Raw genomic sequence first — 15,055 nt, forward strand, 5'->3', positions numbered from 1 at the left:
ATTTGACCCACCTTACTTCCACCCTTCGGCCTCACCAAAGCCGTGGCGGCTCCGTTTCCCGCCAGAACCGCGGCGCCACGCTCCGCGCACGCCCTTCGTGCAGCGTTGAATCCTGCATTGCGGGTGCCAGCCTTTTCTTCACGCTGTTCGCCAACCAGCGGTTTTGGTTCGCCTGGTCGGCGAGCCAGGACTGGAGCAGGACCGAAAGCTGGCTGCTGACGGTTGTCACTGCGGTGCTGCTTACCGCCGTACATTGTTTGATCCTTGGCGTGGTGGTCGGCAAGAGCACTGCCAAGCCCTTGCTGGCGTCATTGTTCATCCTCACAGCGCTGGCTTCGCACTACATGGGCCGCTACACCGTCTTTTTCGATGCAAGCATGGTGCGCAACATCTTCCACACCGATCTCAGTGAAGCAAGGGAACTGCTTTCTGTCGGTATGCTCAGGGATGTGCTCGTCTATGGCTGTCTTCCCGCTCTGCTCGTGTCGCGCCTCGACTTGCAGCGCAGGACGATGCAGCGCGCATTGGTGATGCGCGCACTTTTTCTGCTGGCAACCATGCTGGCTGCCGGCGTCAGCCTCCTCATTGCCTTCCAGGATCTGTCCGCGCTGCTGCGCAACCAGAAGGAGGTCCGCTATCTCATCACTCCGGGCAACTTCATCGTCTCATCCATACGTGTCGCCGCAGCCGAAACCGAGGAAGCCAAATCGCCACGCCTCCCGATCGGCACTGATGCCGTTCCGGCCGCCAGCTCTCATGAAGGCAAACCGCGCCTGCTCGTCGTCGTCGTCGGTGAAACGGTGCGGGCCGCGAACTGGGGCCTTAACGGCTACCAGCGGCAGACTACGCCCGAGCTTGCTGCAAGCAACGTCATCAACTTCCCCCGCGTCACTTCCTGCGGCACCAATACTGAAGTCTCGGTGCCCTGCATGTTTTCCCCGTACGGCCGGAGGAATTATGACGAAAAGCAGATAAGGCGGCATGAATCGGTGCTGCATGTGATGGAACGTGCTGGAATCAAGACCATCTGGCGCGACAACCAGTCAGGCTGCAAGGGTGCGTGCGAAGGTCTCGAATTTCAGCGGCCGGAAGACAGGCGCGACGCACGCTTGTGCAACGAGGTCCACTGCCTCGACGAGATTCTGCTCGACGGCCTGGAGGCGGAGCTTCACAAGAACCCGCGCGATCTTGTCATCGTGCTGCACCAGCTTGGCAACCATGGTCCCGCTTATTCCCATCGCTATCCCGATACGTATCGCCGCTTCACGCCGACTTGCGACGATCCGGACCTTGGAAAGTGCAGCCGGGAGCAGATCGTCAACAGCTACGACAATGCGGTGCTCTACACCGACCACTTCCTGGCCCAGACCATACGGCGCCTGCAAGGTCAAGTTTCGCACGAGGCCGCACTGATTTACCTCTCTGACCACGGCGAGTCGCTTGGCGAGAAGGGGGTCTACCTGCACGGTCTTCCCTATGCAATCGCCCCGCGGGAACAGACCGAAGTCCCGATGCTGATGTGGCTGTCGCCTGGCTTTTCCGCCGCTTCCGCCGTCGATGGCGCCTGTCTTCGCACGCGTGCGGGACAGCCCGCCAGCCATGACTATCTCTTCCACTCGATGCTGGGGCTAATGCGGGTACAAACGTCAGTCTACGATCCCGCATTCGACGTGCTCTCCGGTTGTCACGACAAGACGGAGGCGGGCACATGACGGACCGCCAGTTCCGGGCATCTATCCTCGTCCTGCTTGCACTTGCTGCACTGCTGATCTGGCTGGGTAGGTTTACGCATGCGGATCTGTATCTCGCCGATCGCATGTTCGATTTCGAGCTCAATGCGTTCCCGCGCCGCAGTCAGTGGTTCTTCGACGACTTCATGCACCACACGATGAAGGCATTCATGCTGGCCATTGCACTGGTGCCGGTCGCGGCACTTCTGGCGGACGCGTTCACCGGCCGTCGGTTGCTCGATAGCAGAACCAGGGGCAACCTGGTGGTTGTCGTGGCATCCGCCCTCCTTGTTCCGGCAGCCATCAGCGCAATGAAGGCAGGATCCATCCATCACTGTCCCTGGAGTCTTTCCCGCTACGGCGGATTCGCCCCCTATCTGCGCATCTTCGACGATTTACCGATGGGGGTGACCGCAGGTCACTGCTTTCCGGCCGGCCATGCTTCCGGCGCGCTGTGGCTACCGTCGATTGCTACATTCTGGCTGCCGGAGCAGCCGGGGAAGGCTTGCGTTGCATTCGCTGCCAGCCTGCTGCCCGGGTTTGCGCTGGGACTGGCCCAACAGGCACGGGGAGCACATTTCCTCACGCATACCCTGTGGTCAGTGTGGATCGCGGTGTTAATCGTCGTCGTGCTTGCAAGGCTGGCCGACATGATTTCACGTCGGGACAAGCTCGCATGACCGCTCTTGGCCAGTGGGTGCCGCCTCGGCGGTCCGCCACCTGAAGTACCAGGTGATATTGACCAGTACTGCCGGAGGCGTACGAGCGCAAAGCTCGAAACTGCATCAGCCCACTTCGCGTGGTCGGTCCTTGAAAGCATCTGCGCGGGTAAGTCGGTACAACACATGCCGCGATAGCGGATGCGTTGGCGGCAGTGCCGGGTGAGCGAATCCTCCTGCGGTATCCTCGCGCATGCCCAGCTTTTCCATGACCGCCCGGGAACGACGATTCTCCGGCACCGTGAAGGATACGATCTCGTCCAGCCCCAGGGCATGAAACCCGAAGTTAAGGCAGGCGCGCGCTCCCTCGATTGCATAACCCTTCCCCCAATGCGGGGCGGCAAGGCGCCACCCAATGTCGCTGCATGGCGCGAAGGGCAGGCGGACAGGGGAATCAAGCTCATGGCGTTTCAGCCCCACAAAACCGGCCAATTCGCGCGTCGACTCGACTTCCAGGGCGAAATAACAGCCCCCGGTACGCGCGAAGAGCCCCTGTTGAAACACGATGAAGGCCTCGACCTCCTCCATGGTCAGCGCTCCGGGCAGAAATTCCGTCACACGCGGATCCGCGTTCAATCTGTAGAACGCTGGCGCATCGTCTGCGCGCCAAGTGCGCAGAATCAGGCGCGCGGTTCGGATCACTTCCATCTTCTTGCTCCTTCTGTCCAAGTTTCAATGCATTCACAGTGCGGCGCGCGCAAGCATGGTTGCGGCAGCATCGATATATCCGGCCCGCTCCTGCCGGCCGTCCCCGGATTGCCGTCATTGCCCCCAAGGTCGCACGTCACGGGCTTGCTCCAGTGTCCGACGTCTGGCTAAGGAAAGGCCTAATGGTGATCGCAATTCAACGACTGCAAACCGGTTGCGATTGGAATGACTCGCCATTTATCACGCGCGGCCGAAGACGGCCCAATGCGAAATGTCGATGTGACGCAAGCGGGTCGAAAGCCTGACTCAAGCCGTGCTGCCAGGCGGCGTCGACCTGGACAAACGTTCAGGCCGCGACTGCATCGTCGGCAAGACGCTCGGTCTTGCGCCCCTTGAAGGCGTCGAAGATGCGCCGGTGCGCGCGGTACGACCATTGATCTTGGCGCTCGTAGTAGCCCTCGACCCACGCCTGAAGGTGCTCAAGCATTGCGTCCTGAGCCTCCTTCGTCTTGTACTTGTGCGGCTCCCACGGGCGCTTTCGATTGTGCTCAAGGCAAGTCTTCAGTCCCGGATTGAGAAAAACCAGCTCCGTGCAGTGCACAGACGTCGCCTCGACAAGCTCGCCGTAACAACCCTCTATGACCCAACGCGCATTCTCGGCAAGGAATGCCGTCAAGGATGCGGCAATGGACTCCGGCGAGCGCTGGACCGCAATCTCGCCAGGTTCCCAGACGATGGAGTCCAAGTCGAGATGGGGCAAGTCGTGCGCTTGGCTCAGGCGCATGGCATACGTGCTTTTACCGGAACCCGAGTTACCGAAAATAAGGACTCTCATCGCTGCCTAACCTGTTCCATTCACAAAGCGTCAGACTTACATGGGCGCGGCCCAATATCACGAGCCACATTCCGCAAGCTCTCCGTGCGGCGCGAATTATTACTGAGACTCGGAATGAAAGACAGGGACGATTATAAAGTGTCGGGACTTTGCTGATCACTGCATCAACCAATACGCTTTGTCCATAGACTGAAGGCGGACTTGCCACAGCATCCGCTGATGGCCGCGAGCCCACGCAAGCCAAGTGGCCAGAGTCGGCGCTAAGCTTGCCGTCGACTACCATGGAAACAGACATTCGACACCCGGGTGAAGCTGCGCCGCGACGCCGTAATCTCTTCGGGCGTCGTCAGGCTTCGCGCCTTGAGTCCAGCATTGGCAGGAATCCGCCCGCAATGAGCCGGGCGCCCTCGAATACCGGGGGAAGGCCGGCGAACTGCATGCGCGGGTCGCGCGTTACGCGCTCCATTCCGCGATCTCTTGCATCTTTATTCGGCCACTCCACGAAGGACATGACAACGGCTTCTTGATCGCTTGCCCCTGCGGCCCTGCGAAATGTCGCGTACCGTTCTGGTTCGAGCCTCGCATCCGCACCGTGGTAGGTCGTGACATCAGGGCCTGATTCGTCCAGCCAGCACTCGACCACCCGGAGCGCTCCATGTTCCTTTACGACCGACTCCGAAATGCGCGCGAGTTCCTCATAGGCCGCCTTATTCTTCCGCGGAACCGGGACGAGGTAACAGTCGATGTAGGTCATCCGCGTAGCTCCCAGCCAGGATACAAACTTGTCATGAAACGCAAAATGCCAGACTAACACGGGGCGCCGTGATTCAACGCACGGCGGGCATCGCAGGCGCCGGCGCCAGTAACAGCTACAGCTGCTTCTCTTCGCAAATACAATGGCCACGCCCGGCCCCGGTACGCGCGGCATTGTCAGGCCGGGCGGAGTTCGACGGTCATTGCAACCCGGATAAGCGCCATGATTCTGAAATGATTCAGAGGGCGGCTACCTTGGTGCCATTGGCCGCGAGGTTGGAGGCACGGGACGGGACCCAAGTCGACTTCCGGTCGTGGCGAACGTGGCCCTTCATCGCCTGAATCCAGAAGCGACACAGCGCGGCGGCGTCTTGCCGGCGTCGTCAGGCGGCACATTCTGCGCCATTTCAGCCGGACGCTCAGGATTGCGGGTCGAACCCGAAGACGCGTAGCTCTTGATCGCACCGGCAGGCCTTCGCAATGCGCGCGGCCCACGCGACGGCCTCCTCGCGCGAGGGCACTTCGAGCACGGTGAAGCCGCCGTCAAGCGGGGGCGCCCACGGGTAGCCGCCCTCGGCCACCGAGCCGTCGGCCGACACCAGCACGGGCGGCACCTTCGCATCGATGCCGCCGCCGAAAACGTACACGCCGGCGGCCTTCGCCTCGTCGATCGCCGCGTGCGAATCGCGCGTCACCGCTTCCCACTCGCTGTCTGGCACGACCATTGCCGCGCTGGGAAAGGAGATCAGGTACTTGGCCATGGTGTGCTTTTCCTTAAGATTGCGAATGAGGACGATGGTGATGACTATCCGTTCGCGGGCGAACGCCAGATCAGGACGACGATGCCGGCAAGAAGAAAGCCGGTCAGGCAAACCGCGATACCAGAGGCAATCCATGGGACATTGACGCCATGACTCTGGAACGTGCCAATGAACAGGCCGCTGATCACACTACCGATCGCGGCCCGACCAAGGAGGGTACGTAGTGCCGCCGCCTTTGTCGTCTTCATGCGCATCTGGCCGACGGCGATCGCGATGAGGCCGCCCCAGCATACGATCACCGAGATCAGTAGCTTCGTCAGTGGGAAATCCATTTGTCGATCCATGCAGGGTGTTGAGACCGTCCAGTGTAAGGCGGGCGTGCATCAGCAGCAACAAACCAAGGACGTAATCCCGGTTGTCGCCGGTCAGCGCGGTAGTGCTTCCGGACGGCTCCGACCCAAGATGGAAGTTTCACTTGCCGCGAATCAGACCGTGGCGCATACGCAATTGGGCATTTCAACCTCGCGTTGTTGATCTTCACGGTCGTCGGCGCATAGCTTGATCGTGCCAGACCTCCCCCCAGGCGAATGGTGCGGCCGGTTCCGGCCAGAGTCGCTGCATGGCGACGGGCGCAAGCCGGCACAAAAGCGGCACCCGCGGTGACGACAGCGCCCTCGGCAGGAAGACGAACCACGGGGATTCAAGCCCGTCTTCCGAAGGGTGGACTAAGATGCTTCGCTCGCGCGCCTGTCAAAGGCCGCACGAGCCGATTCGATCACGTCGAGATTCTGCTCGGCCCACAACCAGACCCCGCAAAAAGCTGTACCAAGGCTGAGCCCCAGATCGGTCAGACGGTACTCCACCCTCGGCGGCACGACAGCGTGCACTGTCCTGATCACCAGGCCTTCACGCTCCATCTCGCGCAGGGTCTGCGTCAGCATCTTTTGACTGATGCCGGTCGCGAGCCGGCCGAGCTGCTTGAATCGCAACTCGCCGTGCTCGGCCAGGACGTCGAGGATGATCATCGTCCACTTGTCCGCGACGCGCGCAATCACCTCGTGCACCAAGGTTTCGACACGGGGATCGAGCTTCTCCGCCTGGGCGAGTTTCTTTTGTGCTTCCAGGTGTTTTTCGAAATCGACGGACATCTCCTGACTCTCTTTCAGTTCGGTTCGACAGCCTGCGGCCCCTGCTCCCGGGCGTCGCTTGGGGCAATGGGACGCGCAGGTCCGACAGGACGCCTTTCCCTTCACTCACCATCCGGTAAGTATGGCACTTTCTGGTGCCTACTTCCTTGTGGAGAGCGTTTTGCCTATGATCGATCCAGCCGCGGTTCACGCGTCAACACCCCTCTTCGACATAGCTCCCTGCGCTGGTCGAAAGAGACTCAACGGACTTTCTTCCAGAAAGGAGATCTGCAATGCCCATTGAAGATTCAACCTCATCTGAACGCACGGCAGCGCGGCAATCGGGCGAGCGCCCGAGCATGCGTGCAAGCGGCAACACGATCCTTATTACAGGCGCTGGTTCCGGCATCGGCAGAGAACTTGCCTGGCGTTTCAATGCCCTTGGCAACACGGTCATCGTGACCGGACGACGCCCGCGGGCACTGCAAGACACGATCGCAGGCCGAAAGAACATGTATGCGATGGAACTCGACGTCGACGATCCCCAGGCGATCAGGACCTTTGCAGCGCGCGTCGCCGCCGAGCACCCCAGCCTCAACGTCCTGATCAACAACGCCGGCATCATGCGCTACGAGGATCTGCGCAAGACGGGCAACCTGCATGATGCGGAGGCCCAGGTCACTACCAACCTGCTCGGGCCGATCCGGCTCACCAGTGCACTCATCGACCATCTCGTGCGGCAGCCGAATCCCGTGGTGGTCAACGTGACTTCCGGACTGGCGTTCGTGCCGCGCGCCGACGCGGCGACCTACAGCACCACCAAAGCCGGAATCCACGTTTATACGCTGGCGCTGCGCGAGCAGCTCAAGGACAGCGTCAAGGTTGTCGAGCTCATTCCGCCTGCGGTCCAGACCGAGCTCACGCCTGGACAATCGACTCGCGAAAACTACATGCCGATCAATGCATTCATGGACGAGGTGATGGCGCTGTTCGGACAACAGCCAGTCCCGGACGAAATCCTCGTTCAGCGCGCCGGTTTCCAGCGCTGGGCGGAACGCGACGGCCGTTTCGAGGAAGCGTTCACAAGGCTCAATCCCCCGCAGTGACAGCGCCGCGAGCGCGCTGGGCGTGGCGGACGACGGCCAGCTGCACCTTAACCATGACCGGTTCGCAGCGGCCGTGCGAACGGATCGGGCCGGAAGTGATGTCAGCGGAGCGTTCCGGATCTCGCCTTCCGTGCGGGCACCAGGTGCTTGTACCCATCCAGCAGCGCCGGTTTCATGCTCTGCAGCAGCCGGATCATTTCTATGTCGGCGGCGGGGCATGCCAGCACGACGCGCCGCTTCACTGCTTCCTCTCCGGAGAGCGGCTTGATGATGGCGTTCCTGAGACCGGCGCAATGCGACCGTGGAACCATCGCCACGCCAACGCCCAGTTCCAGCAGCTCCAGCAGTTCCTCCTCGCGCACCACGCGTGCGCGCACATCGGGCTTGATCTGCCGGGCCTCGAGCAGGCGGTTGTATGTGTCGCTGAAAACGCAGTACGGACGCTCGATGTACGGGACGCCGTGCAGATCGCCGACGTCGACCTGCTGCCTGAAGCGCAGTTCGCTGGTGCCGGGAATAGCCGCAACATAGTCCTCTTCCCAAAGGTCCAGGTGCCATTCGTCGTCTCGCCTGCAGTGCGCCGATACCAGCCGCAGGTCGCACGCCTCGTCGTCGTCGCTGAAACGCAGCCTCACGCCCGGCAGGTGCTCGCACAGCAGTGAGATGAGCGGCGCGGCGCACCGGACGAGCATGTCGGCCTGTATGCGCAGTCGCAACTCTCTCGCCGGCGGCTGCCGGAAGCTGTGCAGGATGGCGGCCGATTCCGCCAGAAGAGCGCGCGCCCGCGGGTACAGCTTGTCTCCGTCGTGCGTGGGGCTCAAACCGCTTTTGGTGCGCGCGAAGAGACGGGTGCCCAGCGATTCCTCCAGGCTCTGCACGGCGGTGCTGACGGAAGGCTGGGCGATATGGCAGCGTTTGGCCGCGCCGGTAATCGACCGCTCTTCGTAGGCAGCGACAAAATACCTGAGGGCCCTGAGGTCGAACATGGCGGTCTCCGTAACAAGTAGAGGGTAGGACGGGACGATCCGGAACAAGCACGGACTGCTGCCACCACGGCGCGGCAACCCGCCTTGATCCATAGGCGGATTATGGATCATTCCACGGAAAAAAATAATATGCCAATGACGTGCCAGCCCTTAAAGTCAGGGCCATTCTCCCATCGCCGGTGCCGTCAGCCCGGATGTGGGCAACGCAACCGGCACCGTCAGGTGCAGTGTCGACATGATCAACAAACTTCTCTTTCTCGCCTTCCTTGCCACGGTGTCGCCCAGCGGCGCGGGGCAGCCCGCCGCTCCCGCGGTTCCTGGGTCAAGCGCGCACGTCGCCGACGCGCCCGCCCGGGTCGGCTTCGCCATCATCAAGACCGCGGGGCTGCAGGTGCGCGAAGGGCTTACCTACTCGGGAGGCAGTCTCTCCAAGATGGTCGAGAGCGCGTTCTCGGCCTTTCTCGTCAAGCATGGCGAGGAATACTTTCTCTTCGATACCGGACTGGGCAGCAAGGTGGCGGAGCAGTACGACGCCGACATGCCGCTGTGGTATCGCCCGTTGTTCCGGTACGAACAGCCTGTCACGCCAGTGCGCGAGCAGCTCGACAAGGCCGGGATAGGCCCGATCAGAAGGATATTTCTCAGCCATGCACACTGGGATCACGCCGGCGGCGTCGTCGACTTTCCCGATGCCGTGGTCGCCGTGGCGAAAGAGGAGATGGAGGAAATTCGCGGCGCGCAGCGCAGTCCAGGACGCGCATGGCCTTCGCAGGTCGCCTCTGCCGGCATCCGATGGCAGGAGCTGACGTTTTCATCCCGGCCCTACGAGGGATTCGATCGCAGCCTGGATCTGTTCAACGACGGCAGCATCGTGTTCGTCCCCATGTACGGCCACACCACCGGTTCTATCGGCATGTTCCTCACTGCGGATTCCGGAAAGCGCTATTTCTTCGTCGGCGATGTCATCTGGAGCGCGGGTGCGATCAGTGAAGCCCGGCCCAAGTTCTGGCTGGCGCGCAGCATCGTCGACCGCGATGCCGGAAAGACGCAGCGCACGATCGAGCTGATCCGGGACGTCGCGGCACGCAACCCCGGCCTGGTGGTGGTGCCGGCCCACGACGGGCCCCTGCACAACACGCTCGGCTACTTTCCCCGCTGGGTGAAGTAGGCAAGGGAGAACCTCGTTATTCCAGCCAACCAACTCGAGAGGCAACATGAAAGCAAAGACGATTGCACTGGCAGCCGGCATGCTCGCGGCGGCATGCGTACACGCCCAGGGAGCGCCGGACCCGCAAAACCCGGCCGCGAGCGACCCGAACCTGATGGGCTGGATGCAGGGTTTTCCTCCTGCCGCGGACAAGATGGTGCGCTTCGGTGACGCAAGCTTCCTGCAGTTCCCGCGTACGCGCTGGAGTTTCTCGCACATGCGCGAGTTGCTGCCGACCGCGAATGTGTGGCGCGGCGACGCGACAACGCACCGGTTTGCATCCGCATCGCTCGACATCGGCGCACTGCAGTTCACCGACGACAAGGGCGAAACCATCACCTGGGACGACATGCTGGCACGCAGCTACACCGACGCGATACTGGTTCTGCACGAGGGAAAAATCGTCTATGAGCGGTACTTCGGCGCCGGTCACCCGCAACTGCCGCACATTTCCTTCTCGGTGACCAAATCGATGGTCGGCACATTGGCTGCAACGCTCGCGCATGAAGGCGTGATCGACGCGGCGGCGCCGGTGACGCGATATATCCCCGAACTGAAGGACACGGCGTACGGAGACGCCACGGTGCGCCAGGTGATGGACATGACGATCGGCGTGAAGTATTCGGAAGACTACGCCGATCCCAAGTCGGATATCTGGAGCTATGCGCGTGCGGGCGGCATGCTCCCCTCGCCGCCCGGCTACGCCGGTCCGAAAACGCTGCATGCGTTCTTGCTCGGGGTGAAGAAGGAAGGCAATCACGGCGAGGCATTCGCCTACAAGACAATCAATACCGATGTGCTCGGCTGGATCCTCAAGCGTGCGACCGGCCGCTCGGTCGCCACGCTGCTTTCGGAACGCATCTGGCAAAAACTTGGAATGGAGAACGACAGCTACTTCCTGGTCGACACGGCCGGCAGCGAGTTCGGCGGAGGGGGACTCAACCTGACGCTGCGCGACATGGCGCGCTTTGGAGAGATGATGCGCCTGGACGGGAGATTCAACGAGCAGCAGGTCATACCGAAGGCCGTTGTCGACGACATACGGCGTGGCGGCGATCGCGTGAAGTTTGCAAAGGCAGCCTATCCGGACGCGCCGGGATATGCGGCCTACTCATACCGGAGCATGTGGTGGGTCTCGCATGAAGGCAACCGGGCCTACGACGCCCGGGGCATCCATGGGCAGCGCATCTACATCGATCCTGTCGCGCGCATGGTGGTGGTGAAGTTGTCGTCGCATCCGGTCGCAAGCAACCTGCAGCATCTGCCGCTCACCGACCGTGCGTACCGCGCCCTGGCGGATCACCTGACGCGCAAGTGAGTATCGCAGGAGGGGTGTTGTCGAAGGGGGCCTTCTCGCTCCGCCCCCGTCACGCCACAACGGCGCGTGCCGTTTCCCGCCGGTCGGATCAGCCTGGTTCCTGCCGCTTCGATACATCGGCGATGTAGTCCAGCACCTCCTGCACGCGGCCTTCGGCGATGAACTGTGCCGCGCTCCTTCCGTCGAAATGCGGCAGCGGCTTTTCCATCCAGGCGCTCGCGGCCTCGTCGCTTCCCGCAATCTCCCGCATCTTGTGCATGATCGCGTAGTAGGCCTGGGCCTTCCGCGATTGCGCTTCGAAGCGTGCGCGGAGTGCCTCCATTCCCTCGGGTGACAGGGGTCCGTCCTGGGTCATTATTGTCTCGCTCAGAAAGTGGGGGAGATCGTACAGGCATGGCGGCCTGCAAGCGCCGGGCAGGCGCGCGCCTTCGGCTCTTCATGTTTCTTCCTGCGCATCATACCCGCATCTCCAGGAGGCGGAAGCGCCGGCCCGCTTTTCCAATGGACGATCCGCCTGCAGGCAATGCGCGCCGCAGCAATCCACCGACGGCGGACAAGATCTGCCGACCGGGTGGCAAAAAAAACCCGTGGACCTGCGCCGCGGGCGGAAGTCCACTCTCCGAAGAAAGTGGAGGAGACACAACGCGCAAGCCTGCGTCTGCAGAACCTGCGGTCCGGAACCGGCGATCCGGCACGCAGTCGGCGTCAAAGACCGGCGATCCTGCTTTCGGCCGTCGCTTCCCGCGCTGCCGCGGCTTCCTCACGGACTTCTGCCCGGCTGCGGGTCGAGGCGACCCTGCCGAATTCGACGAACTCGCTGGCGCCGCCTGCGACATGGTTGCCCTCGGCGTATGCGCGTGCAAGTTCGGCGCGGACTTCGTCGCGGGTCCTGTCGGCAGCGACGTCGGCGAACTCGACGAATTCCGGCTGGCGCGAGGCGATGGCGCCCGCACCGTTCAGCTCGGCCTGCACTTCGGCGCGGGTCCTGGTGCCGGTGAACTTGCTGTGGTCAACGTAGGGATAGATGTCCCCGGCGCAAGCCGATCCGGCGGCGAGGAAGGCAACGGCGGCAAACATGTGTTTCGTGTTCATTTACAGCTCCTTGAGAAGTGGTTGAATCCCGGCCGGCGGAATGGCCCGCCGCCTTCGTGACCCGCGCGCCAGCGCGCGCATCGATGAAACAATTACAGCGATCAAGCGACCAGGGACGGCGATGCATAGTCCGCCGCCGTCGGCGGCTTTCCGTATGCATCCCTGCTCGCGCCCATGTCTCCCTGTGCAAGCGCTTGCCGGCGCCGCACTGTTGCTTTTCAAATTGTTGTTTCGCCCGGGTCGGCCGGCGTCATCGCCTGCCTACCGTCGTGCTTCGAGAATCATGTTGAATGGCGTCTCTGCTGCCCGGCGGAAGTGCGAGAAGCCGGCCTCGCGGAATACCGCGGCAAGCCGTGACTCGCCCGCCTGCGCACCAAGGACGAGATGACCGCCTTCCGATACCGCGTGGCCGCAGCACAGCGTGGTGGAGGCCGCGTAGTACAGGCGGGAAACCGGCGACAGGTTATCCTCCACCCGGTCGTTGGCGAACGGCTCGACCAGCATGACGGTGCCATCCGGCGCGAGCATGCGGTACGCATACCTGGCGGCGGCAACCGGGTCGCCCATGTCGTGCAGGCAGTCAAAGAAACAGATCAGCCCGTAGCCGTTGCCCGGATAGTCGTCGGCGCGTGCCACACCGAAATCGACGCGGTCCTCCAGGCCCTTACTGGCCGCATTGCGCTTTGCCTCGTCGAGCGAGGGGCCATGCACGTCGAATCCATGGAAGCGTGACCGCGGAAATGCCTCGGCCATCAGGATGGTCGAATGGCCGTGGCCGCAGCCGACATCGGCAACGTTGATGCCCGCCTCCAGCTGTTGCACGACGCCCTCCAGCGCGGGCAGCCATTCCGGCACCAGGCTGCTGCGGTAGGCGTTGCCGTAGAAGGCCGCCACGCCGCAGTAGAGCCGGCCGTGATGGTCACCCCAGGAAACGCCCTTGCCGGTGCGGAAGGCATCGATGGCCTTGTCTTCGTCAAACCACATCGACGCCGGTATATTCCACGCGTGCGCGATGTACACTGGACTATCTTCATCCGCCAGCACGACCGCCTGTTCGGGAGAAAGCGCATAGGTGCCGCTGGCGGCGTGATAGTCGACGTAGCCGCCGGCTGCCTGCGCATTGAGCCATTCGCTCACATAACGCCGCGCGCATCCGGAACGGGCGGCAAGCTCGTCCGCCGTCAGCGGCCCGGCGCCTGCCATTGCCTTGTACAGGCCCAACTTGCTGCCAAGGCTCACCATCACGCCGCCGAACCCGGCCGAGAGGTCGCCGATGGCGCGCATGACAAACGATTCAAGCTTCACTTGATCGATAACGGGTGCTTCCATGATCATTGCCTCCAGTTGGTACTTCGCGGGATCCAGACTGCACGCACAGCATCCCACTTCAGCGCTCTGGAAGGCAGAGCCGGAATCACCCGGGAACGGTCCACTTGTGCCACGCGCTCCGCAACGCGCCGGACATGCGCCCCGGTACCGCAGGCAGGCAGGAGATGCTGCCGGCCATCGGGCGGGGAGGTTCGTCGTGCGGCGTGCATCAGATACCGAAAGGCCCGCCCGTCATGAGACCGCCATCTTCCTGCCTTGAATCCGATCCGCACCATGTCAGCCTCCTCGCGCTGCCGGAGGCCGCGGTCTCCACCCTGACCGGCATCTTCGATGTCATGAATGCATTCGCGCTGCTCAACCCTCCCGCCGCGCAGGTGCCGTTCCGGGTCGAGATCGTGGGAGAGCAGGCCGGACCGCTCGAACTGGCGAGCGGGGTGCCGATCAATGTGCAGCGTGCCATAGGAGAAATCGATTCGACCGACATCGTGATCGTCCCGTCGGTCCTGCTTGGTCCTGCCGGCTGGACGAAGGACCGCTATCCGCGCGTCGTCGAGTGGCTTCGCGCAAGGCACGGGTGCGGTGCGCTGCTCTGCTCCGCCTGCTCGGGCATTTTTCTCCTGGCCGAGACGCGGCTTTTCGACGGCAGGGATGCGACGGTGCACTTTTTCTACGCCGATGCCTTTGCGGCGGCCTACCCGTCGATACCGATCCAGCCGGAGCGCGTGCTCGTCGTTTCCGGCGAACGGGAGGAGCTTGTGACCTCGGGCGCGTCGATGACCTGGCATGACCTGGTGCTCTATCTCATTGCCCGCTATGCGGGCGCAACCGCCGCGCAGGACGTCGCCCGCATGTTCGCCCTGCAATGGCACCAGGACGGACTGATGCCATTCATGGTGTTTGAAGGCAAGCGCGATCATGGGGATAGCGACATCCGCGGCGCGCAGCAATGGCTGGATACGCACTTCTCGGTGGCCCATCCGGTGGAGGAGATGATCAGCCGCTCGCGGCTGGCCGAGCGCACCTTCAAGCGGCGCTTCACGCATGCCACCGGCCTCAGCCCGCTGGCTTACGTGCAGCGGCTGCGGATCGAGGATGCCAAGCGCAGGCTGGAACGGACCGAGGCGTCGGTCGAAGAGATCAGCTGGCGTGTCGGTTATGAAGACCCTGCGTTTTTCCGGCGCCTGTTCAAGCGCACCACGCACCTGGCGCCGGGAGAATACCGCAAGCGCTTTCGCCTGCCGGACTTCGCCCGGCTCTAGGGCGTGCCCGCCGGGGCATGTCCGCCGACGAGGAATGACGCGGGCGGGTCAGCCGGATGCGGCGCAGGCAAGACTTGCGGGCGCGGCCGCCCGGCGTGGCATCGCAAACGTCTTTTCAAAGGGGAAGAATCCTTCGCCTGGCGGCGCGGACGAGGAGAGGAAACGGGCGGCAGAGTTGCCGCCCG

16 protein-coding genes are annotated in these 15,055 nt (G+C 62.8%); 6 read left to right on the forward strand and 10 right to left on the reverse strand.

All coding sequences use genetic code 11. The features are described 5' to 3' along the window. Positions 1 to 2 precede the first annotated feature (2 nt). Both VIM12_RS12915 and VIM12_RS12920 read left to right on the forward strand, forming a co-directional pair. Positions 3 to 1,712, forward strand: coding sequence for a phosphoethanolamine--lipid A transferase (locus VIM12_RS12915; RefSeq protein WP_331942059.1), 1,710 nt, complete (start codon positions 3 to 5; stop codon positions 1,710 to 1,712). Next, positions 1,709 to 2,410, forward strand: a complete 702-nt coding sequence (locus VIM12_RS12920) for a phosphatase PAP2 family protein (protein WP_331942060.1) — start codon at positions 1,709 to 1,711, stop codon at positions 2,408 to 2,410. The genes VIM12_RS12915 and VIM12_RS12920 overlap by 4 nt, the downstream gene beginning before the upstream one ends. Positions 2,411 to 2,515: 105 nt before the next feature. Here the strand turns inward: VIM12_RS12920 and VIM12_RS12925 are convergent, their stop codons facing one another. From VIM12_RS12925 to VIM12_RS12950, 6 genes are all read right to left on the reverse strand, one after another. Further along, positions 2,516 to 3,097 (reverse strand): GNAT family N-acetyltransferase, encoded by a 582-nt coding sequence (locus VIM12_RS12925; RefSeq protein ID WP_331942061.1) that lies wholly within the window; start codon positions 3,095 to 3,097, stop codon positions 2,516 to 2,518. A 346-nt stretch (positions 3,098 to 3,443) separates the two neighbouring features. Further along, positions 3,444 to 3,932, reverse strand: a complete 489-nt coding sequence (locus tag VIM12_RS12930) for a hypothetical protein (RefSeq protein ID WP_331942062.1) — start codon at positions 3,930 to 3,932, stop codon at positions 3,444 to 3,446. 346 nt (positions 3,933 to 4,278) lie between these two features. After that, complete coding sequence (locus VIM12_RS12935; protein WP_331942063.1) at positions 4,279 to 4,686, reverse strand: DUF1428 domain-containing protein; 408 nt, start codon at positions 4,684 to 4,686, stop codon at positions 4,279 to 4,281. Positions 4,687 to 5,104: 418 nt separating this feature from the next. After that, positions 5,105 to 5,446 (reverse strand): transcription initiation protein, encoded by a 342-nt coding sequence (locus tag VIM12_RS12940; protein WP_331942064.1) that lies wholly within the window; start codon positions 5,444 to 5,446, stop codon positions 5,105 to 5,107. Positions 5,447 to 5,490: 44 nt separating this feature from the next. Then, positions 5,491 to 5,778, reverse strand: a complete 288-nt coding sequence (locus VIM12_RS12945) for a hypothetical protein (RefSeq protein ID WP_331942065.1) — start codon at positions 5,776 to 5,778, stop codon at positions 5,491 to 5,493. A 393-nt stretch (positions 5,779 to 6,171) separates the two neighbouring features. Next, positions 6,172 to 6,594, reverse strand: coding sequence for a helix-turn-helix domain-containing protein (locus tag VIM12_RS12950; RefSeq protein WP_331942066.1), 423 nt, complete (start codon positions 6,592 to 6,594; stop codon positions 6,172 to 6,174). A gap of 272 nt (positions 6,595 to 6,866) precedes the next feature. On the opposite strand from VIM12_RS12950, the gene VIM12_RS12955 reads away from it, so the two are divergent. Beyond that, positions 6,867 to 7,679, forward strand: a complete 813-nt coding sequence (locus VIM12_RS12955) for an SDR family oxidoreductase (RefSeq protein ID WP_331942067.1) — start codon at positions 6,867 to 6,869, stop codon at positions 7,677 to 7,679. A 101-nt stretch (positions 7,680 to 7,780) separates the two neighbouring features. Here VIM12_RS12955 and VIM12_RS12960 read toward each other — a convergent pair whose 3' ends face one another. After that, entirely contained in the window at positions 7,781 to 8,665 is an 885-nt protein-coding gene (locus tag VIM12_RS12960; RefSeq protein ID WP_331942068.1) for a LysR family transcriptional regulator, read from the reverse strand. A gap of 235 nt (positions 8,666 to 8,900) precedes the next feature. Here VIM12_RS12960 and VIM12_RS12965 point away from each other — a divergent pair, with 235 nt between their 5' ends. Both VIM12_RS12965 and VIM12_RS12970 read left to right on the forward strand, forming a co-directional pair. Beyond that, positions 8,901 to 9,833 (forward strand): MBL fold metallo-hydrolase, encoded by a 933-nt coding sequence (locus VIM12_RS12965; protein ID WP_331942069.1) that lies wholly within the window; start codon positions 8,901 to 8,903, stop codon positions 9,831 to 9,833. 46 nt (positions 9,834 to 9,879) lie between these two features. Further along, positions 9,880 to 11,190 (forward strand): serine hydrolase domain-containing protein, encoded by a 1,311-nt coding sequence (locus VIM12_RS12970; protein ID WP_414691788.1) that lies wholly within the window; start codon positions 9,880 to 9,882, stop codon positions 11,188 to 11,190. 88 nt (positions 11,191 to 11,278) lie between these two features. On the opposite strand, the gene VIM12_RS12975 is transcribed toward VIM12_RS12970, so the two are convergent. The 3 genes from VIM12_RS12975 to VIM12_RS12985 form a co-directional block, all read right to left on the reverse strand. Beyond that, complete coding sequence (locus VIM12_RS12975; protein WP_331942070.1) at positions 11,279 to 11,545, reverse strand: MbcA/ParS/Xre antitoxin family protein; 267 nt, start codon at positions 11,543 to 11,545, stop codon at positions 11,279 to 11,281. Between the two features lie 350 nt (positions 11,546 to 11,895). Next, positions 11,896 to 12,282, reverse strand: coding sequence for a DUF4148 domain-containing protein (locus tag VIM12_RS12980; RefSeq protein ID WP_331942071.1), 387 nt, complete (start codon positions 12,280 to 12,282; stop codon positions 11,896 to 11,898). Positions 12,283 to 12,543: 261 nt separating this feature from the next. Continuing rightward, positions 12,544 to 13,611 (reverse strand): class I SAM-dependent methyltransferase, encoded by a 1,068-nt coding sequence (locus VIM12_RS12985; RefSeq protein ID WP_331942072.1) that lies wholly within the window; start codon positions 13,609 to 13,611, stop codon positions 12,544 to 12,546. A 233-nt stretch (positions 13,612 to 13,844) separates the two neighbouring features. Between VIM12_RS12985 and VIM12_RS12990 the strand changes: the two genes are divergently transcribed. Next, positions 13,845 to 14,870 (forward strand): GlxA family transcriptional regulator, encoded by a 1,026-nt coding sequence (locus tag VIM12_RS12990; RefSeq protein WP_331942073.1) that lies wholly within the window; start codon positions 13,845 to 13,847, stop codon positions 14,868 to 14,870. Positions 14,871 to 15,055: the final 185 nt, after the last annotated feature.

This window comes from Noviherbaspirillum sp., assembly GCF_036563305.1.
GTDB lineage: Bacteria > Pseudomonadota > Gammaproteobacteria > Burkholderiales > Burkholderiaceae_D > Noviherbaspirillum.

Coding starts and splice junctions, on each gene's coding strand:
- VIM12_RS12920 (WP_331942060.1), top strand. CDS start 1,709: ATGACGGACCGCCAGTTCCGGGCATCTATCCTCGTCCTGCTTGCACTT.
- VIM12_RS12925 (WP_331942061.1), bottom strand. CDS start 3,097: ATGGAAGTGATCCGAACCGCGCGCCTGATTCTGCGCACTTGGCGCGCA.
- VIM12_RS12930 (WP_331942062.1), bottom strand. CDS start 3,932: ATGAGAGTCCTTATTTTCGGTAACTCGGGTTCCGGTAAAAGCACGTAT.
- VIM12_RS12935 (WP_331942063.1), bottom strand. CDS start 4,686: ATGACCTACATCGACTGTTACCTCGTCCCGGTTCCGCGGAAGAATAAG.
- VIM12_RS12940 (WP_331942064.1), bottom strand. CDS start 5,446: ATGGCCAAGTACCTGATCTCCTTTCCCAGCGCGGCAATGGTCGTGCCA.
- VIM12_RS12945 (WP_331942065.1), bottom strand. CDS start 5,778: ATGGATTTCCCACTGACGAAGCTACTGATCTCGGTGATCGTATGCTGG.
- VIM12_RS12950 (WP_331942066.1), bottom strand. CDS start 6,594: ATGTCCGTCGATTTCGAAAAACACCTGGAAGCACAAAAGAAACTCGCC.
- VIM12_RS12955 (WP_331942067.1), top strand. CDS start 6,867: ATGCCCATTGAAGATTCAACCTCATCTGAACGCACGGCAGCGCGGCAA.
- VIM12_RS12960 (WP_331942068.1), bottom strand. CDS start 8,665: ATGTTCGACCTCAGGGCCCTCAGGTATTTTGTCGCTGCCTACGAAGAG.
- VIM12_RS12965 (WP_331942069.1), top strand. CDS start 8,901: ATGATCAACAAACTTCTCTTTCTCGCCTTCCTTGCCACGGTGTCGCCC.
- VIM12_RS12970 (WP_414691788.1), top strand. CDS start 9,880: ATGAAAGCAAAGACGATTGCACTGGCAGCCGGCATGCTCGCGGCGGCA.
- VIM12_RS12975 (WP_331942070.1), bottom strand. CDS start 11,545: ATGACCCAGGACGGACCCCTGTCACCCGAGGGAATGGAGGCACTCCGC.
- VIM12_RS12980 (WP_331942071.1), bottom strand. CDS start 12,282: ATGAACACGAAACACATGTTTGCCGCCGTTGCCTTCCTCGCCGCCGGA.
- VIM12_RS12985 (WP_331942072.1), bottom strand. CDS start 13,611: ATGGAAGCACCCGTTATCGATCAAGTGAAGCTTGAATCGTTTGTCATG.
- VIM12_RS12990 (WP_331942073.1), top strand. CDS start 13,845: ATGAGACCGCCATCTTCCTGCCTTGAATCCGATCCGCACCATGTCAGC.